This is a genomic window from Pseudonocardia sp. TMWB2A, from assembly GCF_017312135.1.
Genome location: NZ_QKQY01000002.1, coordinates 3,616,798 through 3,628,834 on the forward strand (window position 1 = coordinate 3,616,798; position 12,037 = coordinate 3,628,834).

The 12,037-nt window shown below is 76.5% G+C and carries 10 protein-coding genes and 1 pseudogene; 5 read left to right on the plus strand and 6 right to left on the minus strand.

Translation table 11 applies throughout. The annotated features are described in order from the left end of the window. Window position 1: 1 nt before the first annotated feature. Both DMP17_RS31525 and DMP17_RS31530 read right to left on the minus strand, forming a co-directional pair. A complete protein-coding gene (locus DMP17_RS31525) occupies window positions 2–769 on the minus strand; it encodes a PIG-L deacetylase family protein (RefSeq protein ID WP_226365251.1) in 768 nt (255 codons plus the stop codon). A 14-nt stretch (window positions 770–783) separates the two neighbouring features. Beyond that, window positions 784–1,206, minus strand: coding sequence for a hypothetical protein (locus DMP17_RS31530; RefSeq protein WP_337831443.1), 423 nt, complete (start codon window positions 1,204–1,206; stop codon window positions 784–786). A gap of 49 nt (window positions 1,207–1,255) precedes the next feature. Between DMP17_RS31530 and DMP17_RS31535 the strand changes: the two genes are divergently transcribed. Further along, complete coding sequence (locus tag DMP17_RS31535; protein WP_337831444.1) at window positions 1,256–2,419, plus strand: SGNH/GDSL hydrolase family protein; 1,164 nt, start codon at window positions 1,256–1,258, stop codon at window positions 2,417–2,419. A 27-nt stretch (window positions 2,420–2,446) separates the two neighbouring features. Here DMP17_RS31535 and DMP17_RS31540 read toward each other — a convergent pair whose 3' ends face one another. Then, window positions 2,447–3,136: a DUF4190 domain-containing protein gene (locus tag DMP17_RS31540; protein ID WP_226365249.1), complete on the minus strand. Its 690-nt coding sequence runs from the start codon at window positions 3,134–3,136 to the stop codon at window positions 2,447–2,449. A 183-nt stretch (window positions 3,137–3,319) separates the two neighbouring features. Here DMP17_RS31540 and DMP17_RS31545 point away from each other — a divergent pair, with 183 nt between their 5' ends. From DMP17_RS31545 to DMP17_RS31555, 3 genes are all read left to right on the plus strand, one after another. Next, a complete protein-coding gene (locus tag DMP17_RS31545; protein ID WP_337831445.1) occupies window positions 3,320–3,997 on the plus strand; it encodes a maleylpyruvate isomerase family mycothiol-dependent enzyme in 678 nt (225 codons plus the stop codon). Between the two features lie 70 nt (window positions 3,998–4,067). Then, complete coding sequence (locus DMP17_RS31550; protein ID WP_337831446.1) at window positions 4,068–7,478, plus strand: bifunctional proline dehydrogenase/L-glutamate gamma-semialdehyde dehydrogenase; 3,411 nt, start codon at window positions 4,068–4,070, stop codon at window positions 7,476–7,478. Window positions 7,479–7,518: 40 nt separating this feature from the next. Next, entirely contained in the window at window positions 7,519–8,367 is an 849-nt protein-coding gene (locus tag DMP17_RS31555; RefSeq protein WP_226356982.1) for a CBS domain-containing protein, read from the plus strand. A 3-nt stretch (window positions 8,368–8,370) separates the two neighbouring features. Here DMP17_RS31555 and DMP17_RS31560 read toward each other — a convergent pair whose 3' ends face one another. Next, window positions 8,371–8,676 carry a hypothetical protein gene (locus DMP17_RS31560; protein ID WP_226356983.1) on the minus strand — a complete coding sequence of 102 codons (306 nt, stop codon included), beginning with the start codon at window positions 8,674–8,676 and terminating at the stop codon, window positions 8,371–8,373. Window positions 8,677–8,920: 244 nt separating this feature from the next. Between DMP17_RS31560 and DMP17_RS31565 the strand changes: the two are divergent. Further along, window positions 8,921–9,546: pseudogene (locus tag DMP17_RS31565) on the plus strand (class II aldolase/adducin family protein). Here DMP17_RS31565 and mtnA read toward each other — a convergent pair. Then, the gene (gene mtnA / locus DMP17_RS31570) at window positions 9,464–10,519 is read right to left on the minus strand and encodes an S-methyl-5-thioribose-1-phosphate isomerase (protein ID WP_226356985.1); all 1,056 of its coding nucleotides are present in this window, start codon (window positions 10,517–10,519) and stop codon (window positions 9,464–9,466) included. The pseudogene DMP17_RS31565 and the gene mtnA sit on opposite strands and share 83 nt — an antisense overlap. A gap of 104 nt (window positions 10,520–10,623) precedes the next feature. Beyond that, complete coding sequence (locus DMP17_RS31575; RefSeq protein ID WP_337831447.1) at window positions 10,624–11,976, minus strand: PQQ-dependent sugar dehydrogenase; 1,353 nt, start codon at window positions 11,974–11,976, stop codon at window positions 10,624–10,626. Window positions 11,977–12,037: the final 61 nt, after the last annotated feature.

The following is a 12,037-nucleotide window of genomic DNA, read 5'->3' on the forward strand; positions in this document are numbered from 1 at the left end:
CTCAGCGCGTGTCGAGCGCGTGGAAGGACTCCACCAGCCGCCCGGGCGGGAACCCGGCCCGCTTCGCCAGCGACCCGGACCACTGCCCGATCATGTCCTCCAGGCCGGTCATGTGCGCGGTCTGGCTCGCGTGGGCGCGCAGCGCCGCGATCTTCACGTCGATCGTGTCGGTGATGTCGACGTGCCGTGCCCCCTCGGGGTCGTCGGCCGGGGCCGGACCCAGGACCCACACCTCGCCGACCGTGTGCGCCTCGTACCCGGCCTCGGCCAGCTCGGGGAAGGCGTAGGGGTTGCGCGCGTCGGGGTAGACCGCGCACAGGGCGGCCTCGCCGGTCGCGGTGTGGTCGGGGTGGCTGCCGTACATGCTGCGCAGGTCGCGCACCGGCTGCGGCACGACGACCCGGTCCGGGCGGACCTGCCGGATCACCCGGGCCAGGTCGCGGCGCAGCTCCAGGGTGACGGTCAGCCGCCCGTCGGGGTGGCCGAGGAACACCAGGTCGGTGACGCCGGCCTCGGCGGCCGCGGCGGTCTGCTCGGCCCGGCGGATGCCCGCGATGTCGCTGCGCGGCACGGCCGGGTCGAAGCCGCCCGCGTCGCCGTCGGTCACGAGGCAGTAGGTCACCGCGACCCCGGCCGCGGTCCACACCGCGACGGTGCCGCTGCAGGAGAAGTCGATGTCGTCGGGGTGCGCGGCGATCACCAGCACGCGCTCCACCCCGGTGTGCGCGCGGTCGTCGGCCGCCGTGCGCTCGTCCTCGGTCGCAGTCACCCGGCCATCCTGGGTCACGCGCCGGAGGCGGTCACCAGCAGGACCCCCACCACGGACCCGGCCGACCACACCAGTGCGCGGACCAGGTTGACCCGCAGCAGCCGGCGCAGGTCCCCCGGGTGCGCGGCCGGGTCGAGCCGGCCGTGCAGCGACACCGCGGGCAGGGTCACCGCGACGCCCGCGGCGGCCGCCACCGCGGCCACCCACACCAGCGGCTCGCCGGGCGCGAGGACCAGCAGCGCCGCCGTCGCGAGCCCCTGCGCGACCCACGGCGGCCCGACGACGAGCGTGACCGCCCGGCTGTGCGCGGCGTGGTAGCGGACCCAGGACCCGGCCGGGACCAGCGCGAACGCCGGGTAGACCACCACCTGCACGGTCCAGGCGATCCCGGCCAGCAGCACGGTCGCGACGGCCTGGACGACGGCGGCGATCAGCACCGTCCGATTCTCGGGTGAACCGGCGCCGCGCGCGTGCCAGGCTGCCGGGGTGATCACCACCGCGATCGGGCCCGAGCTGCTGCACGGCGTCCTCGACGCCGTCGACGGCGAACGGGGCCTGCTCCCGCAGCGGCTGCCCGCCTCCGCCCGCGCCCGCAACACCGACCCGCAGCTGGCCGGCGCGCAGAGCCAGCCGTCCGGGGTGCGCGTCGTGTTCCGCACCGCCGCGCGGACCGTCGAGCTGGAGACCCTGCGCACCCGGATCGGTCTCGTCGGCGCCCCGCTGCGGCCCGACGGCGCCTACGACCTGCTCGTCGACGGCCGGCCGGCGGGCAGCGCCACGACCTCCGGCGGCAAGCTCCTCATGACCGACCCGGCGACGGGGGAGGTCACGGTCACCGACGGCCCACCCGGCCCGGTGCGGTTCACCCTGCCCGGCCGCGACGCGCTCGTGGAGATCTGGCTGCCGCACAACGAGATCACCGAGGTCGTCGCGCTGCGCACCGACGCGCCGGTCGCCGTCGTCCCGCCCGGCGGGCGCCCCGTGTGGCTGCACCACGGCAGCTCGATCAGCCAGGGCAGCAACGCCGCGGGCCCCAGCACCACCTGGCCCGCGCTCGCCGCCCGCTCCGCCGGTGTCGAGCTGGTCAACCTGGGGTTCTCCGGCAGCGCGATGCTGGACCCGTTCGTCGCTCGCACGCTGCGCGACACCCCGGCCGCGATGATCAGCGTCAAGATCGGGATCAACATCGTCAACGCCGATCTGATGCGCCGACGGGCCTTCGGACCCGCCGTGCACGGGTTCCTCGACACGATCCGCGACGGGCACCCCGACACCCCGCTGCTGGTGGTGTCCCCGGTGCTGTGCCCGATCCACGAGCACACCCCGGGCCCGGGAGCGCCGGAGGTCGTCGACGGGCGGCTGCAGTTCCGGGCGACCGGCGACCCGGCCGAGGTGGCGGCGGGGAAGCTGACGCTGTCGGTGATCCGCGAGGAGCTGGCCCGGATCGTGGCCGGCCGCACCCCGCAGGACCCGGCGCTGGCCCACCTCGACGGCCGCGAGCTCTACGGCGACGCCGACGCGGCCGAGCTGCCGCTGCCCGACCGGCTGCACCCGAGTCCCGAGGCGCACCTGCGGATGGGGGAGCGGTTCGCCCGGCTGGTGTTCGGTGCGGGGGGTGCGTTCCACGCCGCGGGCCCGGGCGACCGGTGACCGGCCACGGGGCCCGCGGGCGCGGGCTCAGTTGCCGTCCTGGTCCAGCTGCCCCCGGAGGCGGTCCTCGAAGTCCTGCTGGCACTGCGCGATCGCGGACTGATCGGTGCCCGCCTGCTGCACGCAGCTGACGTACTCGTCCCCGCCGACCTGGTTGAACACGCTGAGGCCGAAGGCGACGACGGCGATCGCGATGACGATGCCGACCAGGCCGAGCACGAGCCCGGCGATCGCGACCCCGCGGTTGGTGGCGGCGCCCTTGGACGCCCGGCTGATCCCGACGATGCCGAGCGCGACCGCGACGACCCCGAACAGGGCGCCGATCAGGAAGAACCCGAGCAGCACGGCGAGGATGCCGAGCACCAGCGCGGCGATCCCGATGCCGTTGCGCGGCGGGGTCGCGGGCGCCCCGCCCTGCGGCCACCCCGGCGGCCCGGCGGGCGGCCGGTCCGGGTAGGCGGCCGGGTCGTGGCCCTGCGCGCCGTAGGGCTGCTGCCCGTACGGCTGCTGCCCGTACTGCTGGCCGGGGGGCTGCTCCCCGTACTGCGGCTGCTGTCCGTACGGCTGCTGTCCGTGTGGCTGCTGCCCGTACTGCTGACCGGGCTGCTCGCCGTACTGCTGCCCGCCGTAGGGCTGGTTCTGCTGCGTCGGCTGGTCCAGGTTGTTCGGGTCCTGCGGGTCCCCGGGGCGACCCGGGTACGGGGGTGGGCTGCTCACGCTCGTCCTCTCCTCACCGACGCACCGGGTGGTCCCCGGTGCCGGCGGTGCCGTCCGGCGGAGTCGCCGTGACCGTCCTCGCCGTCGTGTCCGGTTCGATGATCCCCAGGTGCCCGGGCGCGGTCCAGGCAAAACACCCATGGGGGCGGCGCGGGAGCCCCGGTCGTGATGGGATCGGTGCCCGTGAGCGGTATCGACGAGATCGAGGAGTGGACCCGGGCGCAGCGCCGGGTCATCGACCTGGTGCGGGACCTGCCGCCCGAGCGCTCGGAGCTGACGGTCCCGTCCTGCCCGGACTGGACGGTGCGCGACCTGTTCTCGCACATGGTCGGTCTGGGTGCGGACGTGGTGCGCGGCGACGAGCCCGACGACCACAACGAGGAGTGGACGGACCGGCAGGTGCGGGCGCGGCGTGACCACGACGTGGCGGCACTCGTCGCGGAGTGGGAGTCGCTGACCGGCCCGCTGCGCGACTGGATGGCGGGGAACACGACCCGCCCGCTCGGCGACGTGATCATCCACGAGCAGGACCTGCGTGGTGCGCTGCGCGAGCCCGGCGGGCAGCACACCCCCGGCCTCTACGCGATCATGGACAAGTTCCTGGGCCGGTTCGCCGACGCCCTCGGGGACCTCCCGCCGATCGCGCTGGTCGGCGACGGCCGCCGCTGGGTGTCCGCGGGCGACGAGGCGGGGGCCGCGGTCGTCGTGCGGGCCCCGGACTTCGACCTGGCCCGTGCCCTGGTCACCCGCCGGTCGGCGGCGCAGCTGCGGGCCTGGACCGAGCGCGGCGACGTCCAGCCTTACCTGGACGCGTTCGCCCTGCTCGGGTCGCTGCCCGACACCGACCTCACGGAGTCCTGACCACGGTCGTCACCGGATTGTCAGCACCGTCGACGTGACACGGTCCTGACAGTGGGTCCAGACTGGGCGGGTGAGCGTGCACCCCACCCACCCCGTCCCCGCTCTCGACGACGCGCTGACCGGGCGCGCCGTCGAGCGCGTCCGCCGCTGGACCGAGCGCACCGGTACCGCCCCGTCGTCGGGCTCCGGCCGCGGAGCGGACCCGACGCAGCGGCTGGCCGCGCTGATGCACGACCCCGCCGGGGTCGACTTCACGCTGCGCTTCGTCGACCGCGTCGCACGCCCCGCCGACGACCGGGTCGCGGCCCGTGAGCTGGCCCGGTTGGCCGGGGCGGGCGCCGCGCTGCCCGCGTTCGTCGCCGGCACCGACCGGCTGCTCCTGCGGGCCGGCGGCCGGCTGGCGACGGCGCTGCCGCACGTCGTCGTGCCCGCGGCGCGGTCGCGGCTGCGCAGCCTGGTCGGGCACCTGATCGTCGACGCGGGCGGGCGCGGCCTGGACCGCCGCCTCGCCGCGGCCCGGCGCGACGGCCACCGGCTCAACCTCAACCTCCTCGGCGAGGCGGTCCTCGGCCACGACGAGGCGGACCGTCGCCTCGCCCGCACGATCGCGCTGCTGCGCCGGCCGGGCGTCGACCACGTGTCGGTCAAGGCGTCCTCGGTCGTCGCCCAGCTCGTGCCGTGGGACCTCGAGGGCAGCCGGGACCTGCTCGTGGACCGGCTGTTGCCGCTCTACCGGGCCGCCCGCGAGCACGGCGTGTTCGTGAACCTCGACATGGAGGAGTACAAGGACCTCCACCTCACCGTCGCGCTGTTCACCACGCTGCTGGCGCGCCCGGAGTTCCACGACCTGCCCGCCGGGATCGTCCTGCAGGCCTACCTGCCCGACTCCGTCGCCGCGCTCGACGAGCTCGGGGGGTTCGCCGCCCGCCGCGCCGCCGCGGGCGGGGCGCCGATCAAGGTGCGCCTGGTCAAGGGCGCGAACCTGGCGATGGAACGGGTCGACGCCGAGCTGCACGACTGGCCGCAGGCGCCCTTCGCCACCAAGGCCGAGGTCGACGCCAACTACGTCCGGCTCCTCGACCGCGGCATCGGCGGCCCGCACGCCGACGGGATGCGCCTGGGCGTCGCGTCGCACCACCTGCACCACGTCGCGCTCGCCCTGGAACTGGCCGACGCCCGCGGTGCCCGGTCCCAGCTGGACCTGGAGATGCTCCAGGGCATGGCCCCCGCGTTCGCCGACGCCGTCGCGGGCGACCTGCCGGAGTCCGGTCCGGGCTCGCAGCTGGTGCTCTACACCCCCGTCGTGCACCGCGGCGACTTCGACACCGCCGTGTCCTACCTGGTCCGGCGGCTGGAGGAGAACGCCTCCCCGGAGGGCTACCTGTACACGCTGTTCGCTCCCGATTCGGGCGGCCCGGCGACCTACCAGGAGCGGTTCCTCGCCTCGGTGCGCGACCGCGACGCCGTCGCCGACACCCCGCGCCGCACACAGGACCGCACCGTGTCCGCACCCGTCGGGACCGACGGCCCGCTGCCCGGGGACCCCGTGCCGGCCGGGTTCCGCGCCGAGCCCGACACCGACCCGTCGCTGCCCACGAACCGGGACTGGGCCCGTCGCGCCGCGACGACCGCCGTCGCGCGGACCGAGGTCCCCCTCGTCACCGACCCGGCCGCGGTCGACGCCGCGGTCGAGCGCGCCCGCACCTCCGGCTGGCGCGACGTCCCCGCCGCGGAGCGGGCTGCGACGCTGCGCCGCGCCGCCCGCGCGCTGGCCGCCGCCCGCGGGACGCTGTTGTCGGTGATGCTGCACGAGGCGGGCAAGACCGTCGCCGAGGCCGACCCCGAGATCTCCGAGGCCGTCGACTTCGCCGCCTACTACGCCGAGCGCGCCGCCGAGCTCGACGGCGCCCCGTTCACCCCGGACCGGGTCGTGGCCGTGACCCCGCCCTGGAACTTCCCGGTCGCGATCCCGCTCGGCGGCTGCCTCGCCGCGCTCGCCGCGGGCGCCCCGGTGCTGCTCAAGCCCGCCCCGCAGGTCCGCGAGTGCGCCGAGGCGGGCGTCGCCGCACTGCACCGCGGCGGGATCCCGCGCGAGGCACTGCAGCTGCTGCCCACCGACGAGGCCGACGCCGGACGCCGGCTGGTCACCCACCCCGACATCGACCGTGTCGTGCTCACCGGCTCCTCGGAGACCGCCGCGCTGTTCCGGTCCTGGCGGCCCGACCTGAACCTCGTCGCCGAGACCAGCGGCAAGAACGCACTGGTCATCACCCCCGCCGCCGACCCGGACCTCGCCGTCGCCGACCTCGTGCGCTCGGCGTTCGGGCACGCCGGGCAGAAGTGCTCCGCGGCGTCGCTGGCCATCCTCGTCGGCCCCGCCGCGACCGGCTCGGCCATCGGGAGGCGGCTGCGCCGCCAGCTCGTCGACGCCGTCACCACCCTGCGCGTCGGCCCCGGTACCGACCTCGCGACGACCATGGGCCCGCTCATCGAGGCGCCCTCGGCGAAGCTGCACCGGGCACTGACCACGCTGGAGCCGGGGGAGCGGTGGCTGGTGCGCCCGCGCCGGGTCTCGGAGACGGTGTGGACACCGGGCGTGCGGGCCTGGGTGTCGCCGGGGAGCTGGTTCCACCGCACCGAGTGCTTCGGCCCGGTGCTCGGCCTGATGGCCGCCCGCGACCTCGACGAGGCGATCGCCTGGCAGAACGACACCGGCTTCGGCCTCACCGGTGGCATCCACTCCCTCGACTCCGACGAGATCGCGCACTGGCTCGACCGCGTCGAGGTCGGCAACGCCTACGTCAACCGGCACATCACCGGCGCGATCGTGCAGCGCCAGTCCTTCGGCGGCTGGAAGGGCTCGGTGCTCGGCCCGGGCGCCAAGCCCGGCGGACCCAACTACGTCGCCCAGTTCGGCACCTGGCACGACGGCGACCTCCCCGGGCCGGGACCGGCCTCCGGCCCGGCCGCGGACCGCGTCCTGGCCGCGGCGGCCGACCTCGACCCGGCCGCCCGCGACCGCCTCGCCCGCGCCGCCGCCTCCGACGCCCGCGCGTGGGACACCGAGTTCGGGATCGAGCACGACCCGACCGGGCTGGCCGCGGAGTCCAACGTGTTCCGCTACTGGCCCGCCCCGTCGGTGACGCTGTGGTGCGGCACCGGTACCGCCCGCGCCGACGTCCTGCGGGTGCTGCTCGCCGCCGCCACCGCGGGGGTCCCGGTACGGCTGCACGGGCCGGGGATCCCGCCGGGCGAGGTCCCGGGCGGGGTGCACGGCGGCGAGGGGCTCGTCCCCGTCGCGGGCGAGCGGATCCGGGCCCTGGGCACCGTGCCCGAGGGTCTGCGGGCGGCCGCCGCGGAGGTGGGCGCGTCCGTCGTGGACACCCCGGTCGTGCTCGACGGACGCCGGGAGATCCCCACCGTGCTGCGCGAGCAGGCGGTCAGCCGCACCCGGCACCGGTTCGGCCACCTCGAACGGTGAGCGATGGCGGCCGCGACGTCGCCGTGGTTACGGTGCGTCCATGGTGGTGCGTGCCCGCGATGTCATGACCGAACGCGTCGTCACGATCTGGGCGGACGCTCCGCTGGCGCGGGCGCAGGAGCGGATGGCCGAGTCCCGGTTCTCCGCCCTGCCCGTGGTCGACCGGCGGTTCTCCCTGGTCGGGGTGATCTCCCTGGTCGACGTGCTGCGCCACCGCGACGACCCGCACGCCGTCGTGGGCGACGCGATGACCGAGCAGGTCGTGTCGGTGCTCCCGACGACGAACATCTCCATCGTCGCGCACCGCATGCGGGTCTACGGCGAGCTGCGGCTGGTGCCCGTCGTCGACAAGGGCATCCTGGTCGGTGTGATCACCCGCAGCGACCTGCTGCGGCACCGGCACTCCGGGGGGCGGCTGCGCCGCACCGCCCGCCGGATCGGCGGTGTCGTGCCGGTGGCGCCGCTGCCGGAGGCGATGGCGCCGCGCGGGGCGGGCCGGATCGGCGGCCGCCCGACGTCGTCGCTGCGGGTCGCGGACGTGATGACCGACGGCGGGCTGGTCGCGATCCCGCCGGAGCTGGCCCTCGACGAGACCGCCGAGGTCCTGTTGTCCTACCGGTTCACGGCGGTCCCGGTCGTCGACGACCGGGACCACCTGCTGGGCATCGTCTCCGAGGCCGACCTCATGCACGGCTCCCTCGACGGCGGCCGGCGGCTGCGGGCCCGCACCGTCTCGGAGGTGATGACCCGCGACGTCGAGGTCGTGCACCCGGGCGACCCGCTCACCGACGCCGAGGACCTGCTGTCCCGGCGCGGGTTCCGGGTCGTCCCGGTCGTCGACGCCGACGACGTGCTGGTCGGGGTGCTCAGCCGCAGCGACCTGCTCTGAGGATCAGCTCGCGGGCGGGGTGACCGGGGCCGGTGTGCCGGGGGCCCGGACCTTGTCGCACGCCTGCGCGGCCTGGGCGGCCGTCGCCGAGAACCCGATGGGGTCCTTCAGCGCGTCGCCGGTCAGGTTCGTGAAGTCCATGTACTTCTGCAGGCAGGCGAACTGGGCGGCCTGGTCGGCGGGGCTCAGCGGCGGCTCGACGGGCGGCGCGGGCTGCGCCGACGCCGTCCCGGCGGTGACGGCGGCCAGGGCGAGTGCGGCGGCGACGGCGCCCGCCGCGGTGGTGGCGGCGCGCAGGGCGGTCCTCACGATGTGCTCGCTTCCTGCGCCGGGAGCCGGCGCGGTCGGGGTCCTACCGCCCTCCGCGTGGCGTCCCGGCCGAGCCCGGCGTCCGCGGTGGCACGATCCTGCGGCCCCGGCGGCACCCGGCGCGCCCCGACGGGCACGGGTCGACCCGGAGGTGTGACCCCCGGTCGGGTGGGCGTGGGATCCTGCCCGGGTGCCCCACTACCACACCCCCGCCCGCGAGCTGCTCTGCACCTGGTCCCGCCGGATGGTCCGCGACGGCCTCGTCGTCGGCACCTCGGGGAACCTGTCGCTGCGCACCGGGGACCTGATCGCGGTCACCCCGTCCGGTGTGGACTACGAGACGATGACCGCCGCGGACGTCGTGCTCGTCGACGCGGAGGGCACCGTCGTCGACGGCACCCGGGAGCCGACCAGCGAGCTCGGGCTGCACGTGGCCGCGCAGGCCCGGCCCGGCACCGTCGCGGTGGTCCACACGCACTCCCCGGCGGCGGTCGCGCTGTCGACGCTGTCCGACCACGTCCCGGCCGTGCACTACCAGCTCGCGATGTTCGGCGACGGCGTGCGGGTGTCGGAGTACGCGCCGTTCGGCAGCCGTGAGCTGGTCGTGAACGCGCTCGCGGCGCTGGGGGAGTCCACCGCCGTCGTCCTCGGCAACCACGGCACGCTGGTGCTCGGCGACACCCTCGGCGCCGCCTACGACGGCGCCCGCCAGCTGGAGTGGCTCTGCGACGTCTGGCTGCGCGCGCCCGCGCCGTCGGCGAGCCGCGGCTGCTGCCCGACGCCGAGATCAGTGCGGTGCGAGGGCGGTTCGCGGCCCAGCGGGCGAAGGTGCGGGCGACGAGCCCGGTCCCCACGCCCGCTCCTCGGTGACGATCGCGGTCACCAGGTCGAACGGCGTCACGTCGAACGCCGGGTTGTAGACCGGGGTCCCGGGCAGGGTGAGCAGGGTGCCGCCGTGCTCGCGGACCTCCTCGGCCCCCCGCTGCTCGACGACGATGTCGGCCCCGGTCGGGGTGTGCGGGTCGATCGTCTCCTCCGGCGCGACCACCACGAACGGGATCCCGGACCGGGCCGCGGCGCAGGCCAGCATGTAGGTCCCGATCTTGTTCGCGACGTCGCCGTTGGCCGCGATCCGGTCGGCACCGACGAACACCGCGTCGACCAGCCCGGACGCGATCGCCGCGGGACCGGCCGAGTCGACGCACAGCCGGTGCGGCGCCCCGGCCGCGGCGAGCTCCCAGACGGTCAGCCGCGCGCCCTGCAGCAGCGGGCGCGTCTCGCACGCCAGCACCTCGGCCAGCGCGCCGCGCTCGTGCAGGCGCAGGACCGCCCCCAGCGCGGTGCCGCCGTCGCCGGTGGCCAGCGGGCCGGTGTTGCACACCGTCAGCGCCCGCAGCGGGCGGTCCGGGCACAGCTGCTGTGCCAGGTCCGCGGCCCGGCCGGTCGCCGCGGCGTTGACCCGGGCGGCCTCCGCGGCGACGGCGCGGGCCTGCGCGAGCACCGCGGGCGGGCCGCCGTCGAGCGCCTCCAGGGCCTGCGCCACCCCCAGCCCCAGCGGGACGGCGGTGGGCCGGGCGACGGCGATCCGCTCGGCCGCGGCCCGCACCGCGGCGACGGCGACCGGCGTCGCCGTCCCGTGCAGGTGCGCGGCCAGCGCGACCCCGAAGGCGCCGGTGATGCCCAGGCTCGGGGCACCGCGCACGGCCAGCGACCGGATCGCCTCGATCAGCTCGTCGACGGTGCGCAGGTACAGGTGCTCGGTCGCGCCGGGCAGCGCGCGCTGGTCGAGCAGGACCACCGCCGGGCCGCCCTCGTCGTCGCCGGCCCAGTCCACGATCCGCATCGCCCCGTACCCTTCCCGGTCACCCGTCCTCGGGCGACCGGGGTGAACCTACCCCGGCACCGCGGGCGGCCGGGCCGACTGCGGCCCCGGTCACGGGCGGGCGCTCACCGTCCGGGCGGGGCCACCCGGTAGACCGCGCCGGCGTCGTCGTCGGTGACGTAGACCGCGCCGTCCGGCCCGGCGACGGCCGCGACCGGCCTGCCCCAGCGCGACCCCGACGGGTCCTGGAACCCGCCGACCAGCGTCTGCTGCGCGCCGAGCGTCCCGTCGCGCCACGGGAAGAACGACACCTCCGGGGCCCGCGGCGGGTCCGCGTTCCAGGAGCCGTGCACCCCGGCCAGCGCCCCGGCCGCGTACGGCGCGGGCAGCACCCCCTCGGTGAACGACAGTCCCAGCGGCGCCGAGTGCGCCGGGAACGACTGCTCCACCGGGGCCAGCGCCGCACAGTCCATCGCGCGCCCGCCGGGGCTGAGCTCGGCGTCGGCGACCAGGCCGACGTCGGCGAAGTCCTGCGCGGACCCGGCGACACCCGGGTCGGTGTCCGGGTCCGGGTTGCAGAACGGCCAGCCCAGCTCGCGGCCCGGGGTGAGGCGGGCCAGCGGCTCGGCCGGGTGGTCGGTGACGTAGCCGTCGACGACCTTCCCGAACGACGAGCCACCGGCGTCGCCGTAGGGCCGGTCGTAGGGGTAGGGCACGTTGTCGCGGCCGTTGACCGCGGTCCAGACCGACCCGTCGGGCGCGGTGGCCAGCCCGGTGCCGTTGCGGACCCCGGTGGCGAACGGCGCCGCGGGCCCTCCGGTGGGCGGCATCCGCAGGATCGACGCGCGCGGGGGAGTGGCGTCCCGGTCGGCGACCGAGATGTTGCCGGTCGACCCGATCGAGACGTAGACCGCGCCGTCCGGGCCGACGGTGACCGACTTCAGCTCGTGGCCGTAGGCGCCGCGCAGGTCGGGGGAGTTGGCGTCGGGCAGGCCGGGGACGACGACCCGCCGCCCGGTCGCCGCGCCGCGCGCCCAGGCGTACGCCGACACCTGGTTCGACTCGGCGACGTAGAGGGTGCCGCCGTCCGGGGAGAACGCGAGCCCGTGCGGCTGGGTGAGCCCGTCGAGCAACGGCCGCTGCTCACCGGTGCGCGACAGCGCCAGCACCCGGCCGTCGTCGGGCACCGAGACGAGCAGCTCGCCGTCCGGGGTCCAGACGGCCAGCCGGGCGTTCGGGACGCGGGCGAACACCGACACCGTCCACCCGGCCGGGACGAGCGCCTCGCGGGGCTCGTCGAACGGGGCGGTCGCGGCCCCGGGCGGCACCGACACCGTGACCGGCACCAGGCCCGCGCCCGCCGCGGCGACCGGGGCCTCGGCGCCGGACAGCGCGTTGGTCACCGGGTTGGGGCCGGTGCCGCAGGCGGCGAGCAGGGGGAGCGTGACCAGGGCGGCCAGCCAGGGGGCGATCCGCATGAACCCGACGCTACGGCCGGTACCGGCCCGTCGCGCGGCGGGGGCGCGCAGCCGCCAGGAT